This window comes from Promicromonospora sp. NPDC050880, assembly GCF_044456525.1.
Classification (GTDB): Bacteria; Actinomycetota; Actinomycetes; order Actinomycetales; family Cellulomonadaceae; genus Promicromonospora.
The window spans coordinates 239,008-254,720 of sequence record NZ_JBITFV010000004.1 but is presented as its reverse complement, the minus strand read 5'-3'; the positions used below and the strand labels follow the sequence as shown (position 1 = coordinate 254,720).

General features: G+C 72.8%; 15 protein-coding genes. 4 read left to right on the top strand and 11 right to left on the bottom strand.

Going from position 1 to position 15,713, the window contains the following annotated elements; genetic code table 11:
* Window positions 1-34 precede the first annotated feature (34 nt).
* The gene (gene glpK, locus ACIBBF_RS10205; RefSeq protein WP_397412966.1) at window positions 35-1,549 is read left to right on the top strand and encodes a glycerol kinase GlpK; all 1,515 of its coding nucleotides are present in this window, start codon (window positions 35-37) and stop codon (window positions 1,547-1,549) included.
* 63 nt (window positions 1,550-1,612) lie between these two features.
* Here glpK and ACIBBF_RS10200 read toward each other — a convergent pair whose 3' ends face one another.
* Genes ACIBBF_RS10200 through ACIBBF_RS10190 form a run of 3 tightly spaced genes read right to left on the bottom strand, consistent with a single transcriptional unit; the run spans window position 1,613 to window position 3,160 of the window.
* On the bottom strand, window positions 1,613-2,206 hold the full coding sequence (locus ACIBBF_RS10200; protein ID WP_397412965.1) for a TetR/AcrR family transcriptional regulator: 594 nt from the start codon (window positions 2,204-2,206) through the stop codon (window positions 1,613-1,615).
* Complete coding sequence (locus tag ACIBBF_RS10195) at window positions 2,190-2,903, bottom strand: hypothetical protein (protein ID WP_397412964.1); 714 nt, start codon at window positions 2,901-2,903, stop codon at window positions 2,190-2,192. Before ACIBBF_RS10195 ends, ACIBBF_RS10200 begins: the two co-directional genes overlap by 17 nt.
* A 38-nt stretch (window positions 2,904-2,941) precedes the next feature.
* Window positions 2,942-3,160: a DUF86 domain-containing protein gene (locus tag ACIBBF_RS10190; RefSeq protein WP_397412963.1), complete on the bottom strand. Its 219-nt coding sequence runs from the start codon at window positions 3,158-3,160 to the stop codon at window positions 2,942-2,944.
* Here ACIBBF_RS10190 and ACIBBF_RS10185 point away from each other — a divergent pair.
* Window positions 3,153-4,451, top strand: a complete 1,299-nt coding sequence (locus ACIBBF_RS10185) for an alpha/beta fold hydrolase (protein WP_397412962.1) — start codon at window positions 3,153-3,155, stop codon at window positions 4,449-4,451. The two genes, ACIBBF_RS10190 and ACIBBF_RS10185, sit on opposite strands and share 8 nt — an antisense overlap.
* 63 nt (window positions 4,452-4,514) lie before the next feature.
* On the opposite strand, the gene ACIBBF_RS10180 is transcribed toward ACIBBF_RS10185, so the two are convergent.
* The 3 genes from ACIBBF_RS10180 to ACIBBF_RS10170 form a co-directional block, all read right to left on the bottom strand.
* A complete protein-coding gene (locus ACIBBF_RS10180) occupies window positions 4,515-6,032 on the bottom strand; it encodes a hypothetical protein (protein ID WP_397412961.1) in 1,518 nt (505 codons plus the stop codon).
* Window positions 6,033-6,176: 144 nt separating this feature from the next.
* Window positions 6,177-6,851 carry a hypothetical protein gene (locus tag ACIBBF_RS10175; protein ID WP_397412960.1) on the bottom strand — a complete coding sequence of 225 codons (675 nt, stop codon included), beginning with the start codon at window positions 6,849-6,851 and terminating at the stop codon, window positions 6,177-6,179.
* A 75-nt stretch (window positions 6,852-6,926) separates the two neighbouring features.
* Window positions 6,927-8,414: a helix-turn-helix domain-containing protein gene (locus ACIBBF_RS10170; RefSeq protein WP_397412959.1), complete on the bottom strand. Its 1,488-nt coding sequence runs from the start codon at window positions 8,412-8,414 to the stop codon at window positions 6,927-6,929.
* Between the two features lie 198 nt (window positions 8,415-8,612).
* Here ACIBBF_RS10170 and ACIBBF_RS10165 point away from each other — a divergent pair, with 198 nt between their 5' ends.
* On the top strand, window positions 8,613-10,535 hold the full coding sequence (locus ACIBBF_RS10165) for a phosphoenolpyruvate carboxykinase (GTP) (RefSeq protein WP_397412958.1): 1,923 nt from the start codon (window positions 8,613-8,615) through the stop codon (window positions 10,533-10,535).
* Between the two features lie 147 nt (window positions 10,536-10,682).
* Here the strand turns inward: ACIBBF_RS10165 and trpS are convergent, their stop codons facing one another.
* Complete coding sequence (gene trpS, locus ACIBBF_RS10160; protein ID WP_397412957.1) at window positions 10,683-11,840, bottom strand: tryptophan--tRNA ligase; 1,158 nt, start codon at window positions 11,838-11,840, stop codon at window positions 10,683-10,685.
* Between the two features lie 248 nt (window positions 11,841-12,088).
* Between trpS and ACIBBF_RS10155 the strand changes: the two genes are divergently transcribed.
* A complete protein-coding gene (locus tag ACIBBF_RS10155) occupies window positions 12,089-12,568 on the top strand; it encodes a tRNA (cytidine(34)-2'-O)-methyltransferase (protein ID WP_397412956.1) in 480 nt (159 codons plus the stop codon).
* Window positions 12,569-12,657: 89 nt separating this feature from the next.
* On the opposite strand, the gene ACIBBF_RS10150 is transcribed toward ACIBBF_RS10155, so the two are convergent.
* The 4 genes from ACIBBF_RS10150 to ACIBBF_RS10135 form a co-directional block, all read right to left on the bottom strand.
* Entirely contained in the window at window positions 12,658-13,410 is a 753-nt protein-coding gene (locus ACIBBF_RS10150) for a hypothetical protein (RefSeq protein WP_397412955.1), read from the bottom strand.
* 50 nt (window positions 13,411-13,460) lie between these two features.
* Entirely contained in the window at window positions 13,461-14,129 is a 669-nt protein-coding gene (locus ACIBBF_RS10145) for a ThuA domain-containing protein (protein ID WP_397412954.1), read from the bottom strand.
* A 93-nt stretch (window positions 14,130-14,222) separates the two neighbouring features.
* Window positions 14,223-15,194, bottom strand: a complete 972-nt coding sequence (locus ACIBBF_RS10140) for an NAD(P)-dependent alcohol dehydrogenase (protein ID WP_397412953.1) — start codon at window positions 15,192-15,194, stop codon at window positions 14,223-14,225.
* On the bottom strand, window positions 15,191-15,688 hold the full coding sequence (locus ACIBBF_RS10135; protein ID WP_397412952.1) for a nitroreductase family deazaflavin-dependent oxidoreductase: 498 nt from the start codon (window positions 15,686-15,688) through the stop codon (window positions 15,191-15,193). Before ACIBBF_RS10135 ends, ACIBBF_RS10140 begins: the two co-directional genes overlap by 4 nt.
* Window positions 15,689-15,713: the final 25 nt, after the last annotated feature.

Here is a 15,713-nt window from a genome sequence, read left to right as displayed (position 1 = left end):
ACGGACCACGACATGGACAAGGGAGTCTCTTCCGATGGCTGACTACGTACTCGCGATCGACCAGGGCACCACGAGCACCCGGGCGATCGTGTTCAACCACGCCGGGACCATCGTGTCCACGGGCCAGATCGAGCACGACCAGGTCTTCCCGAAGGCCGGCTGGGTGGAGCACAAGCCCGACCAGATCTGGGACAACACCCGTCAGGTCGTCGGGCTCGCCCTGACCAAGGCGAACCTCAACCACACCGACCTCGCCGCCGTGGGCATCACCAACCAGCGCGAGACCACGGTGGTGTGGGACAAGACCACGGGCAAGCCCGTCTACAACGCGATCGTGTGGCAGGACACCCGCACGCAGGCGATCGTCGACGAGCTCGGCGGCTCCGAGGGCCCCGACAAGTACAAGTCGGTGGTGGGCCTGCCGCTCGCCACCTACTTCTCCGGCCCCAAGGTGAAGTGGATCCTCGACAACGTGGAGGGCGCCCGCGAGGCGGCGGACCGCGGCGACCTGCTGTTCGGCAACACGGACGCGTGGGTGCTGTGGAACATGACCGGCGGGCCCGACGGCGGCGTGCACGTCACCGACGTCACGAACGCGTCGCGCACCATGCTCATGGACCTCGACACGCTGTCCTGGCGCGAGGACATCGCCGCCGACATGGGCATCCCCCTGTCGATGCTGCCGGAGATCCGCTCCTCCTCCGAGGTGTACGGCAAGGGCCGCCCGCGCGGCATGGTGCCCGGTGTCCCCATCGCGGGCATCCTCGGCGACCAGCAGGCCGCGACGTTCGGCCAGGCGTGCTTCGACGTCGGCACCGCGAAGAACACCTACGGCACCGGCAACTTCATGCTGCTCAACACGGGCACGGAGAAGGTGCCCTCCGAGAACGGCCTGCTCACCACGGTCTGCTACAAGATCGGCGACGCCGCGCCGATCTACGCCCTGGAGGGGTCCATCGCCGTCACGGGCTCGCTCGTGCAGTGGCTGCGCGACAACCTGGGCCTGTTCGCGGACGCGCCCGACGTCGAGTGGTACGCCCGCAAGGTCGAGGACAACGGCGGCGCCTACTTCGTGCCGGCGTTCTCCGGCCTGTTCGCGCCGTACTGGCGGCCCGACGCGCGCGGTGCGCTGGTGGGCCTGACCCGGTACGTGAACCGCAACCACATCGCGCGTGCCGCGCTGGAGGCGACGGCGTTCCAGACCCGCGAGGTCATGGACGCCATGAAGGCCGACTCCGGCGTGGACCTCACGGAGCTCAAGGTCGACGGCGGCATGGTCGCCAACGAGCTGCTCATGCAGTTCCAGGCCGACCAGCTCGGCGTGCCCGTCGTCCGCCCGGTGGTCGCCGAGACGACGGCGCTCGGCGCCGCCTACGCGGCCGGTATCGCCGTCGGCTTCTGGCAGGGCGAGTCGGACGTGATCGCCAACTGGGCCGAGGACCGGCGCTGGGAACCGGCGATGGACGAGGCCGAACGGGACCGCCTGTACCGGAGCTGGAAGAAGGCCGTCACGAAGACCTTCGACTGGGTCGACGAGGACGTCCAGTAGCGAGGACGCCCGGTAGCACCGCCAGACGCCCAGGCCACCCCGGTGGCCTGGGCGTCTGGCACGTCAGGGGGCCAGGAAACGGCGGGCGGCGTCGACCAGCGTCTCCGTCTCGGCCTCGACCGTGAAGCCGTCCTCCGACGCCGCACGGCCGAGGAACCCGTCGGTGAGCAGGTAGAGCCACGAGACGATCCGCTCGGGCCCGAGGTCGGCCCGGATCTGGCCCGCCCGCTGCGCCCGCTCGACCCACGGCAGCATCAGCTCGCGCTGCGCCCGGGCGTCCTCCTCCAGCATCGCCGCGACGTCCGGCTGCTGCATGATGCCGCCCACCGCGCGCACGAACCCGGGCATCCGGGGGTCCGCCGCATCCTCGGCGCCGCGCCGTACGACGTCGAGGAGCACGCCGAGCGCATCCGTCCGTCCCGCATAGGCTTCGGCGCGCTCCCGCACCTCGGCCACGCCGAGCGTCAGGATCGCCAGCAGCACGTCCCGCTTCGTCGGGAAGTAGTGGAAGAACGTGCCCGACCCGATGCCCGCCTGCCGGCAGATCGCGGCGGTGGTGGCGCCGTCGTACCCCCGCTCGGCGAAGACGGTGAACGCGGCGTCGATGATGACGAGCCGGCGAGCCTCGTGCCGTGCGGGGTCAACGGTCCGTGCCACGCGAACCCCCAGCGGCCGACGCCGTGCGACGGACCTGGAGCCGGTCGTCCCGGAGCCGCGCCACGAGCCCGAGCGCGTCCAGCTCCTCGTCCGCCGCCCGGCGTGCGACGGCGTCCTTGCGCTCCGCGAGCCGACGGCGCAGCACCTCGTGCTCGGCCGCCGTGAACCCCGGCCGGCCGTCGACCCAGCGTTCGAACCGCTGCTCGTGCGGGTCGGCCTCCGACCACGGCCAGCCGTGCTCCGCCAGTGCGTCGCGCACCCGGGCGGCGGGCAGGGTGTCGACGTCCAGCCGGGCACGCAGCCCGCCGTCGGGCCGCAGCAGCACCAGGTCGCTCCGGTCCCGGAACGCGGCTCCGACGTCCGAGCGCTCGACCCAGACGGCCCGCTCCTCCTGCTCGTGCTCCAGGTGGTCGCGCGCCACGGTCAGGTCCGGCGCCTCGCCCACGGTGACCATGGCGAGGAAGGCTCCGCCCACGAGGCCGAGGCCGCCGAGGATGCCGAGTGTCCAGGGCAGGGACAGCGACTCGACCAGCCGGAGCACCCCGGGCACCGGCAGCGGCGTCGCGTCGATCAGCCCGGCGAGCCCGCCCGCCAGGGGCGACGCGAACCAGCCCAGCACGACGCCGAGCGCGAGCGTGCCGAGGCCGATCAGGACGGGGAGCGCGGGCGGCTGGCGTACCCGGGTGGTGGTCGTCATACTCAATTATTAGAGCAGCCACTCTACTTTTGCAATGCTCACCCATCCCGGTCGACGAGCTGCTCGATCATCTGCGGCACGCGTTTCTCCAGCGCGCGCCACACCAGCTCGTCGTCCACGCCGTCGTAGACATGTGCGATCACGTTGCGCATCCCCCTGAACGCCGGCCAGCCGACGTCGAGGCCGGATCGACGCAGGACCCCGACGGGTCGTGGTTGAAGGATCCCCGCGCCCCGATACCGTTGCCCCGTGCCCATCAGCTACTCCCTCCCCGGCGTCCACGTGACCGACCACTCCGTCGACGTCCCGCTGGACTGGTCCCAGCCCGACGGCTCCCCCGCCATCTCCGTCTTCGCCCGCGAGCTGGTGGACCCGGCCCGCCGCACCGAGGACCTGCCGCTCCTCGTCTTCCTCCAGGGCGGCCCGGGCGGCAAGGGGCCACGCCCCACCGGCCCCGAGGGCTGGGTCGGCGAGGCGCTCAAGCGGTTCCGCGTGATCCTCCTCGACCAGCGCGGCACCGGCCGGTCCACACCGGTCCGGGCCGCGACGCTCGGCGCGCTCGGCTCGGCGCAGGACCAGGCCGAGTACCTGTCGCACTTCCGCGCCGACAACATCGTGCACGACGCCGAGCACGTGCGGCAGGTCCTGTTCGACGGCCGGCGCTGGACGTCGCTCGGGCAGTCGTACGGCGGGTTCATCACCATGACGTACCTCTCGTTCGCCCCCGAAGGCCTGGCCGCGAGCCTCGCCACCGGCGGCCTGCCCGGGCTGACGGCGTCGGCCAGGGAGGTCTACGAGCGCACCCAGCCGCGCGTGGTGGCCAAGAACGAGCGGTTCCGCGCGCGCTACCCGCACGCCGTGAAGACCCTCGGGCAGATCGCCGACCGGCTCGCCTCGGGCGGGGTCACGGAGCCCGGCGGGGACGTCCTGACCACGCGTCGCTTCCAGACCCTCGGCATGGACTTCGGCATGCAGCCCGGTTTCGAGCGGGTCCACTGGATCGTCGACGAGGCGTTCGACTCCCCGCACGGCGGCCCGCTCAGCGACACGTTCCTGGCCACGGTCGCGGCCGAGACCTCGTTCGCCACCAACCCGCTGTACGCGGTGCTGCACGAGTCCATCTACGCCCAGTCCCACACCGGCCCGACGGCGTGGGCCGCCCAGTCCGTGCGCGACGCCGATCCTGCGTTCGACGAGTCGGCCCGGCCCCTGCTGCTGACCGGCGAGATGATCTACCCCTGGATGTTCTCCGAGATCAAGGCCCTGCGGCCGTTCGAGGCGGCCGCCCACGCGCTCGCGGAGCGGCAGGACTGGCGCGACCTGTACGACCTGCACCGGCTCGCGGAGAACGAGGTGCCCGTCGAGGCCGCCGTGTACTTCGACGACATGTTCGTCGACGCGTCGCTCTCGCTGGAGACCGCCGCGCACGTGGGCAACGTGGAGCCGTGGGTCACCAACGAGTTCGAGCACGACGGGCTGCGGCTCGGCGACGTGCTGCCCCGGCTCCTGGACCGCCTGGACGCCCGAGGCGGCCCGCTGCGCGGCTGAGCCGTGCCAGGCGTACGGATCCCTCAGGCGACCTGTACGCCTGACACGTGCCGGTCGGGAGGATCAGTAGGTGTAGGTGTTCAGGGTCGCCACCGCCGTGGCCGGGTCGCCCACGTCGTAGCGGTCCACGGCGAGGTAGGTCGGCTTCTTGCGGGCTGCCGGCTGGCAGAACCGTTGCGCCCGGTTGAGCAGCCGCTCGTTGTCCGTCCGGGCCGTGGCCGCGACGGGGACGTCCCGGAAGTGGTTCATCACGAACAGCGGCCGGAACCCGGAGCCGGGCTCCGTGAGCGGGATGTTCGTGCCCGCGTCGTACCACCGGCTGTAGCAGGACCAGTCCGAGTCGCCGATGCCGGGCCCCATGGACCAGTAGTTCTCGACCGTCCACTCGCGCTGGTACAGCACCCCGAAGCTGTCCCGCGTGAGCCCGGCGGACTCGTCCGCGGACCGGCTGTGGTCGCTGAAGATCAGGAGCCGGTCGTCGTCCGCGACGAGCCGCTCCATGGTGGGCCACCCGTGCTCACGGACCCCGGTCAGGTCCGGACGGTAGAGCACGTCCGCGAGGCCGGTCACCCGGTCGAGCTCGGCGCGCAGCACCTCCGGGTCCACGTAGTCCTCCAGGAACACGGTGACGAACTGGTCGGGGTGGGCCGCCAGGAAGTCCACCATGCGCTGGAGGTCGACCCACAGCGCGACCGGGCTGCCCACCAGCGTGCAGCTGTTGTGGCAGAGGATCGCGCCGTCCGGCGTCTGGTGGACGTCGAGCTGGAACCCGCGCACGCCGTCCGCGAGCTGCTGCTCGATGCCGCGCACCTGGTTGGGCGCGAGGTTGACGAACGGCGGTGCGAAGCCGCCGTCCACACCGTTCGCGTACGCGTTGTGTGCCGTGAGGAACGTCATCTGGTCGAGGGTGCGCTCGCCGGCCGGTGGCGCCGGGTTCGTCACCGGGCCCTCCGGGGTCAGGTACCACTCCGCGAGGGTCCCGGACGCGCCCACCGTGAGCTGCGCCGGGTAGCCGGCCCCGCTCGGCCGGGGACCGACGGCGAGGTAGCCGTCCGTCCCGGGAGCCCTGAGCCGGTAGCGGTCGGCGCCGGCGTCGACGATCTCCCAGGCCGCCTCCGCCGTGCCGCACGCGACCGTCCGGGCCTGCGTCCCGGACCGGCCCAGGCAGCGTCCCGCCGTGTCCACGCTCTCCAGCACGGTAGCGGACCCCTCGGCCCGCAGCCTCCAGCGCTGGTGGTCCTCGTCGCCCCGGGGGCGGTGCTGCTCCACGGCACCCGCCGCGTCGGCCGCGTTGAGCCCGGTCGTGACGCTCTGCACGTAGTACGTCCCGCCGGGCGGCGCGGCGGACACGACGTGGGACACCGCGGACGCGGCCGGCGGCGTGGCGGGCGCGGGCGGTGCGGCGGCGGCGGACACGGCGGTGACCGGCACTGCAGCGGCCGGCACTGCAGCGGCCGGCACAGCAGCGGCCGGCACAGCAGCGGCCGGCACAGCAGCGGCCGGCACAGCGACGGCCGACACAGCGGTGACGACGGCGACGAGCGCCGCGGTGGTGCCGGCCAGGGCTCGGGAGGTGCTCATCGGGCGGGGCCTTCCTCTCGGGCTGGGATCCGGGGGGCAGGCCGCACGTGCACCGGCCGGACGCCATCACACCAGGGGGCCGCACCCGTTGTCATCAGTGATTTCCCCACCCCTCCCGGGCGGGCACCCCGGCCGCCGTCGGGGTCAGCGCAGCGACGGGATGGACGCCACGACGTAGCCGTCGATCTCGAGCACGTCGCCGGGAGCCAGGCGCGGCTCGCCGACGGGCACGCAGAGCGTCACCTGGAAGCCGTCGGTCTGCACGCGGGCGGCGGTGAAGCCCTGGCCGGTCCGGCTGACGGACCGCTCCTCGACGGCCAGGACGACGCCGGTCAGGTGCGCCGTGGCATCGGTCGAGGCGGCGTAGGCCCCGGTGGGCTCGAAGACCAGGCCGGGCGGGACGCCGTCGGCCCGGCCGGTGACGTGCACCGTGTTGCCGAGCACCACCACGGACACCGGGGCCTCGATCGGAGGCTCCGCAGAGCCGAGCAGGGCGAGCTCCTCGAGCTGGCAGGCGATCTCGGTGAAGACCTCGTCCTGGTCGTTCACGAGCTCGGCGAGCACGAGCCCGCCGTCGACCGCCTGCGGCTCGGACATGACGGCGCCGGGGGCGGCGTAGAAGGTGGGCGTGACCACGCGAACCAGGTCGCCCTCGGTGGTGATGACCAGCCGGGCACCGGACGCGTCGGTCCAGATATGGACGCCGACCTCGCCGTCCTTGGCGATGGTCTCCGCCTCCGAGCGGGCCGCCGCCACCATGTCGCGAAAGTCGCTACGCCGCCAGACGTTCAGTCCGATACATGCCAGGTTGGATGCCACGGTTGCCTACGCTAACCCGGCGACGCCCGGAGGACTCGGCGGAATCGGACCCCCTGGACCTGTCCGACATTCGGGTCAGTCGGGGGCGTGCTTGTCGAGGAACGCGTAGACCTCGGCGTCGTCCACGCCGGGAAAGGCGCCGCGTGGCAGGGCCGCGAGGATCTGCTGGTGCATGCGGCCGGACGGCCACGCCTCGCCGGACCACCGCTGGGTGAGCTCGGGCGCCGGGCGCTGGCAGCAGGCCGGGTCCGGGCAGGTGGACGTACGCCGCACCTGCGTGTCGCGGCCGCGGAACCACCTGGCGTGCGCGTAGGGCACGCCGACGGTGATGGAGAACGCGCCCGACCCGCCGTCCGGCCCGCCCGACGGCGACATGGAGCCGGTCTGGGTGGAGCACCAGAAGGTGCCCGCGGGGGTGTCGGTGTACTGGTAGAACTCGGTGGCCCGGTCGCGCCGCTCGAACGCCTCGCGGGCCGCCCACCGCCGGCAGATGAGCTGCCCCTCGATGGCCCCCGTGACGTCCTGGGGGAACGGCAGGCCGTCGTTCGCGTAGCCGCGGAAGAGGGCGCCGTCCGCCCCCACGCGCAAGAAGTGCAGCGGGATGCCGAGGTGGTGCGTGGCGAGGTTGGTGAGCCGCATCGCCGCCGCCTCGTGCGTGATGCCGAACGCGTCGCGGAAGTCCTCCACGGCGAGGTCGCGCTCGCGCTTGCGGTCCTGGAGGAACGGCACGGCCACGAACTGGGGCGCGAGGCAGGCGGCGGCGAAGTACGTGATCTCGACGCGCTGGCGCAGGAACTCGCCGTACGAGCTGGGCCGGTCGTGCTCCAGCACACGGTGCGCGAGCGCCTGGAGCGCGAGCGACCGCAGCCCGTGGCCGCCCGGGGTCGATGCCGGGGGCAGGTAGATGCGTCCGTTGCGCAGGTCCGTCACCGACCGGGCGGACCGGGGCAGGTCGTCGACGTGCAGCAGCGTGAAGCCCATCTGCTCGGCCATCCGGGCCACGGTGCGGTGGGTCAGTGCGCCGCCCGTGTACCCGGCGGCCTTGACCATCTGCTCCGCGACGGCCTCGAACTGCGGGTAGTGGTTGTCGCGGGCCTCCCGCTCCAGGCGCAGGTCGGTGTTGGCGCGACGCGCCTCCTCGGGCGTCGCGATGGCGAGCTGCTCACGGCGGGCCAGCTCGTCGTGCAGCCCCACGAGCTGCTCCAGCACCGGCGTGGGGAGCTTCTGGCTCGGCTTGACGGCGGGCACGCCCAGGGTGGTGAACAGGGGCGAGCGCTGCGCGCGGTCGAGCGCGATCTCCAGGGCCGCGCGGCGCGACGGCGGCTCGGGGCTGAGCAGCTCGCCCATCGGCACGCCGAGGGCCTCGGCGATCGACCGGAGGAGCCCGAGCCGGGGTTCGCGCCGGCCGTTCTCCACGAGCGAGAGCAGGCTGGGTGCCGAGCCCACCTGCTCGCCCAGCGCGTCCAGCGTGAGCCCGCGTGCGGTGCGCAGGTGCCGGATGCGCCGCCCCAGCGTGATCAGGTCGGTCTCCCCGCCGGTGCTCGTGTCGCTGGTGCTCGGCATGGCTCGCTCTCCCTCCGTCCGCTGCGCCGGGGCCGACCGGCCGCCCCGTGCCGTGACCGGGCAGCAGGATCCCGCTCCTTCACACTACGTGAAGATCAGCGATTCTTGACAGCCGGAGGGCTGGAATTCCGGGCGATCCGCACATGAGAGTGGAAACAAGCCCGCCACCGTGGCCCGCTTTTGACGATCGGAGCGCACATGTCCGTCCTCGCGAACCCCCGCCGAACCCGGCTCGTCGCCGAGCTCGTCTCCGACGTGACCACCGAGCAGGGCTCCGCCCCCGCCGACGCGGACGCCCGGGCCGCGCGCCGCGACACGCAGGAGGCCGGACGGCAGGACGTGCGTGCCTGGGTGGCGAGCGTCGCCGAGCTCACCCAGCCGGACCGGATCGTGTGGTGCGACGGCTCGGCTGCCGAGAAGCAGCGCCTGATCGACCAGATGCTGGCCGCCGGCACGCTCGTCGGCCTGAACCCGGAGAAGCGGCCGGGCTCGTACCTGGCCCGCTCCAACCCGGCCGACGTGGCCCGTGTCGAGTCCCGCACCTTCATCTGCTCGGAGCGGGAGGAGGACGCCGGCCCCACCAACAACTGGGTGGCACCGGCGGACATGCGCACCGAGCTCGAGGGCGTGTTCGCGGGTTCGATGAAGGGCCGCACCATGTACGTGGTGCCGTTCTCGATGGGCCCCGTGGGCGGCCCCATCTCGCAGGTGGGCATCGAGATCACGGACTCCCCGTACGTCGTGGTGTCGATGCACGTCATGACGCGGGTCTCGGACGAGATCCTGCGCCTGATCGACGCCGGGCAGCAGTGGGTCCCCGCCGTGCACTCGGTGGGTGCGCCGCTGGCCGAGGGTGAGGCGGACGTCGCCTGGCCGTGCAACGACACGAAGTACATCGTGCACTTCCCGGAGAGCCGCGAGATCTGGTCGTACGGCTCCGGGTACGGCGGCAACGCCCTGCTCGGCAAGAAGTGCTTCGCGCTGCGCATCGCCTCGGCGATGGCACGCGACGAGGGCTGGCTCGCCGAGCACATGCTGCTGATCCGCATCACCTCGCCCGAGCAGCGTCAGTACCACCTGGCCGCGGCCTTCCCGAGCGCGTGCGGCAAGACCAACCTGGCGATGCTGCAGCCCACGATCCCGGGCTGGACGGTCGAGACCCTGGGTGACGACATCGTGTGGATGCGCCCCGGCCCGGACGGCACGCTGCGCGCCATCAACCCGGAGGCCGGCTTCTTCGGTGTCGCACCCGGTACGGGCATCGACACCAACCCGACGGCCGTGGCCACGTTCGACCGCGACACCATCTTCACCAACGTGGCGCTCACCGACGACGGCGACGTCTGGTGGGAGGGCCTGACACCGGAGCCCCCGGCGCACCTGACCGACTGGCAGGGCAACGACTGGACGCCGGACTCCGAGACCCCTGCGGCGCACCCGAACTCCCGCTTCACCGTGGCCGCCGCGCAGTGCCCCACCATCGCGGACACCTGGGAGGACCCGGCCGGCGTGCCGGTCGACGCGATCGTGTTCGGTGGCCGCCGCGCCACCAACGTGCCCCTCGTGGCCCAGTCGTTCGGCTGGGAGCACGGTGTGTTCATGGGCGCGACCATCTCCTCGGAGCGGACCGCCGCCGCCGAGGGTGCCCTGGGCGAGCTGCGCCGCGACCCCTTCGCGATGCTCCCGTTCTGCGGCTACAACATGGCCGACCACTGGGCGCACTGGCTGGAGGTCGGCGCCGGCATCGAGGAGTCGAAGCGCCCGAGGATCTTCCAGGTCAACTGGTTCCGCAAGGGTGACGACGGCCGCTTCCTGTGGCCCGGGTTCGGCGAGAACTCGCGTGTCGTCGAGTGGATCGTGGGCCAGGTCGAGGCCGGCCGGGGCCTGCGCGAGGACACCTCGGTGGCCACGCCGGTGGGCAGCATCCCCGCGCCCGGCACGCTGAACCTCGACGGGATCGACATGCCCGACGCCGACCTGGCGGCGCTCTTCGACGTGCCGACCGGGCCGTGGCAGGCCGAGGCCGACCTGACCGAGGAGTTCTTCGCGCAGTTCGGCGACCACACGCCGGCCGCCCTGCGCGACCAGCTGGACGCCCTGCGGGAGCGTCTGGCCCGATGATCTCGGGCGGCTGACGGCGCGACATCCACGGGTGGCTACCCGTCGCGCCGTCCGCCGTCCGGACAGGTTTCCCCGGCCGGGTTATTGAGGCATCCCGGCCGGGGATCTCCTTTGTCCACAGGCCTGTTCGTCCACAGGCCTGTGGACTCAGTAGCGCATCCCCATCAGCATGCGGACGTCGTCCAGGGTGCGGTCCGCGATCTCGTTCGCCCGCGCGTTGCCCCGGGCGAGCACCTCGTCGAGGTACCGCGGGCCGGCCGAGGCAAGCTCCCGGCGTCGGGCACGGAGGGGGCGCAGGCCCTCGACGACCGCCTCGGTGACCAGCGCCTTGAGGCGTCCCGCTCCCCCGGCGCCCACCTCGTCGGCGAGCGCCTCCGGGGTGGTCCCGGTGAAGTACGCGCCGATCTGGAGCAGGTTGGCGATCTCGGGCCGTCGCTCGGGCTCGTGGGTGATGGTCCGCTCGGCATCGGTCTTGGCGCGCTTGAAGAACGTCGCTGTGTCGTCCTCCGAGGCCTGTAGCTCCAGCGCGTTGCCGCGCGACTTCGACATCCGGCGGCCGTCGTCGCCGAGCACGGTGGTCGACGGCGCGATGAGCGCGTCCGGTTCGGGGAAGTACGGGCGCGCGGCGGAGTACCGCTGGTTGAACCGCCGCGCGACGGTCCGGGTGATCTCCAGGTGCGGTAGCTGGTCCACGCCCACCGGCACGAGGTTGCCGTGGCAGAACAGGATGTCGGCGGCCTGGTGCACCGGGTAGGTGAGCAGCAGGCCCGAGATGCTGCGCCGCTGCCGCAGCACGGCCGCCTCCGCCTCCGACTTCACGGTGGGGTTGCGCTCCAGCTCGGCCACGGTGACCAGCGACAGGAACGGCAGCAGGAGCTGGTTCAGGGCCGGCACGGCCGAGTGCGTGAAGACGGTGCTGCGCTGCGGGTCCAGGCCCGCCGCCAGGTAGTCGAGCAGCACCTCGCGGACGGTGCCGTGCAGGTCGCCGGCGTCGTCCCGGTCGGTGATGACCTGGTAGTCGGCGACGATGAGGAACACCTCGACGCCCAGGTCCTGCAGGCGTACGCGGTTCGCGACGGTGCCCAGCAGGTGCCCCAGGTGCAGGGCTCCGGTGGGGCGGTCGCCGGTGAGCACCCGGTACTCGCCCGGGTTCCGGGCGATGCGCTCCTCCAGCACCGCGGTGCGCTCGCGCGCCGCCACTGCGGAGCGGGTGGTGCTGCGCCTCTCGCGGGCAGCTTCGAGGTCGATGAGCGAGCCGGGGGCGGACGACGTCGGGGCCGCCTCGGGCGGCAGTGTCATGGACATGCTGGGACTCCTTGGTCAGGGAGCCGCCCGCGCACGACGTCGGGCACAGAAAAGTCCCGGGCTGCGACGGGCAGCTCGGGACTTCTGTGCGGGTGGGCGCGTCAGGTCACGGCTGCGGGTGCAGCCGCCACCAGTTCAGCCCGTGCGTCATGGGGCCAGGGTAGGCGGGGTTGCCCGACGGCGGCAAGGACGACGCCGTGCCGTCGGACAGCGAGAATGGACCCGTGCCGCAGCAGCCTGACGCCCCCATGCCTGAGAACCCCCTGGCCCACATCGTGTACTTCGAGCCGCGCATCCCCGGGAACACCGGGTCCGCGATCCGGCTCGCCGCGGTGACGGGAGCCCGCCTGCACCTGGTGGAACCGCTGGGCTTCGACCTGTCGGAGGCCAAGCTGAAGCGCGCCGGCCTCGACTACCACGACCTTGCCGTGATGGACGTGCACCCGTCGCTCGACGCTGCCCTCGACGCCCTGCCGGAAGCCCGCGTGTTCGCGTTCACGACCCGCGCGACCACCCGCTTCACCGACGTCGAGTACCGCCAGGGCGACGTGCTGCTGTTCGGCCCGGAGCCCACGGGGCTGCCGCCGGAGGCTCTGCAGCACCCACGGGTCGCCGACGAGCTGCGGATCCCGATGCTGCCCGGGCGCCGGTCGCTCAACCTGACCAACGCCGCGTCGATCGCGATCTACGAGGTGTGGCGCCAGGCGGGGTTCATCGAGGGGGCGTGAGGTGAGGGTCGACCCCTCGACCGATCGCAGAAGTGATGCCGAGATCCTCGAAGAAGCTCTCGGGCACCTCGGCGCGAGCTGAGGCGCGGCTACGGCCGCACCACCAGCACCCGCCCCGGGGCCAGCGCGTACCGACCGGGCACGACGCCGGGGCTCGCCGGCCCCGCCTGCGCGACGACCGTGACAGGCGGCTCGGCCACCACGCGGTCCGTCGTCGGGAACCACGTGCGGCCCGCGCTGACCAGGATGAGCATGCCGTCGATGTGACCGGCCGGGCTGAACGTCGCCGACCCGTCCGGGTAGCGACCGATGCCTGCCTCGGCGAGCCGGTCGGCGGCGTCGACGACGTCAGGCACCGCGATGCCCACCTCGCTCACGGACAGCAGGTTGCCCGGCCCGAACGGACCCGACAGGTCTGGCTGGGTGCCGGGCACGGGCGGGCTCGAGGCCTTCGCCCCCGCGCCGCGTCCGGCACCCAGGTCTCGGGGAAGATCACGGCGCGCGATGACCTCCAGGACGGAGCGGTCCGGTCCCGGGAAGTACAGCGACCGCGCGTTCCAGGCGTCCTGCGCCTCGAACTCGGTGCGGTCACCGTCGCTCAGCAGGCCGGGTCCCGCCGTCAGGAACTCGCGTGCGGCGTCGAACCGCGCGTCGTCGACGAGGAAGGCGTAGTGCTGGTCGCCCTCGGCGTCGGCGTCCTCGCGGAAGCGCAGGACGGTGCGCCCGACGGTGACCTCGACCGCACCGATCTCCTTGCGGACCGGCAGGCCGAGCACCGTCTCGTAGTACGCGGCGGTCTCGGCGAGCGATCGGGTCACCGTGTCGACGCTGATGATCTCCATGCGCCCCAGCCAACAACCTCAACAAGGGTTGAGGTCAAGGGGGCGTCGTCCTACGACAGCAGCCAGGCCGCCGCCCGGCGCAGCAGCTCCTGGTGTCCCGCGGAGGCGTAGGAGCGGACGTCGTGCCCCAGTGCCGAGTACACAGTCCGCCCGCCGTACGCCTCGTTGACCCACAGGACCGGGTGCGGCGCGCCGTCGTCGTCCCGCGTGGTGCCGACCACGCGCGACTCCGGCGCGACGCTCAGGTGGCAGTACCGCTCGTCGAAGGCCTCGACCACGCGCAGGCCGTCGGTGACCGGGTGGCCCTGCACCAGCTCGAACCGGGCGTCGCCGATCGGCGGGTGCATCGACTCGCCGGGGATCCAGCGCCCGCCCAGCACGGCCTCCCAGCCCGGCGCGTCGTAGAACGTGTTCGCCGCCTGGTGCAGGCCCAGCACGGCACCGCCGTCCCGCGCCCAGGCGACCAGCCGGTCGTGGAACCCGAGCCAGTCGTCGTCCGCCCCGTCGAAGCCCGGGTCACGACGGCCCGTGCCGCCGTTGACCACCAGCAGGTCCACCGCGTCGAGGTCGTCGAGCGCGTCGCGGAACAGCCCGCGCACCTCGACGTCGCCCTGGCCACCGAGGATGCCTGCGACCACGTGCGACGTCGCCGCGTGGTCGTGCCAGGGGTCCTCGTAGCGTCCGCGGCCGGCAAGGACAAGGATGCGACGTCGCGTCATGCACCCGATCCTGCCATCCGCGCTGTGGGCACCGGGCGGAGGGTCCATCGCCCGAACGGCTCTCCTGCTGCGACGATCTCTCCGTTCGACGGCCTACGGAGTGATGAGGAGCTTGCCGCGGGCGGCGCCCGAGGCCAGGTGGCGGAAGGCCGCCACCGCCTCGTCGAGGCCGTACCGCCGGTCGACGCGGGGGCGCAGCGCGCCGGAGGACAGCAGCCCGGCCAGCTCATCCAGGTCGGCCCGCTGGTTCGGCCGCCAGGCGAAGCTGCCCATCCGGACGCCGGTGAGCGCACCCACCACCGGCCCGAGCAGCGCCTTCTCCGCGAACGAGCCGATCCGCCGCGCGACGAGCACGTACCGGCCGCCCGGCGCCAGGCACCGGCGCGCCGCCACGAGGGACCGGGTGTCGGCGATGTCCACCACGACGTCGAAGCGGCGTCCGCCCTGCATGACATCGTCGCGCGTGTAGTCGACCGCCTCGTCCGCGCCGAGCTCCCGGAGGAACGGGAGCTTGTCCCCGTGGTCGACAGCGGTGACCACGCCACCGCGGGCCTTCGCCATCTGCACCGCGAACGGGCCCACGCAGCCGCCCGCACCGTTGACCAGCACCCGCTCGCCGGGCCGCACGGGCCCGACGTAGCGCAGGCACTGCAGCGCCAGCGACCCGGAGTGCGGTGTGGTGGCGGCGACGTCGAACGGCACGTCGTCGGGCAGCCGCGTCAGCGCCGACGCCGGGACCCGGACCCGGTCGGCGAGCGCGCCGTGGCCGCTGTCGAACAGGTCGGCCCAGACGCGGTCGCCCGGGCGCAGCGTGGTCACGTCCGCGCCGACGGCCTCGACCGTGCCGGCCAGGTCGACCCCGACGCTCCGGTTCACCGGGCGCACGAGGCCCGTGGCGACACGGGCCACCCGGGGACGGCCCAGGAGGTGGTCGAGATCGGCCATGTTCAGGGAGGTCGCGGCGACCCCGACCACGACCTCACCCGGTCCCGGGACCGGCGCGTCGAGGGTGGCGACGCGCAGGACGCCGGGCGTCCCGTACCGGTCGCGGACGACGGCCCTCACCGACCACCGTCCGACCGGACGGGCGCCGGATCCAGCGCGAGGAAGTCCCTGACACGGAACAGCCGCACCACGCGGCGCTGTCCGGCGGAGAGGTAGGGCAGCGCCTCGGCCGGCTCGACGAGCCGCGGGGTCACGCGGTGCGCGTGCCCGTCGGTCACGAGCTCCGCCGTACCCGCCGCCCGGATGTTGCGCACCCAGTCGGCGCCGAGCCCGTACGGGAGGAAGACGAGGAAGCCCTCGCCCATCGGGTAGACGCCGATCGGGGTCGCGTACGGCTTTCCGGACCGGCGCCCCACGTGCCGGATCACCGAGCTGCCCGACCCGGGCTCACCGGCGTCCCGCATCGCGCCGCGGTTGGTGAACCGCCGGTTGAACCGACGCACCAGCGCGAGGCCGCGGGGGTTCTTGTAGCGCATCGACAGCACGATCACGAGGGCCCAGGCCAGCGCGAGCACCACCAGCCCGCCGAGCACCCCGAGGATCCAGCCCCACATGACGTACCGCCTTCCGGTTGCGAAC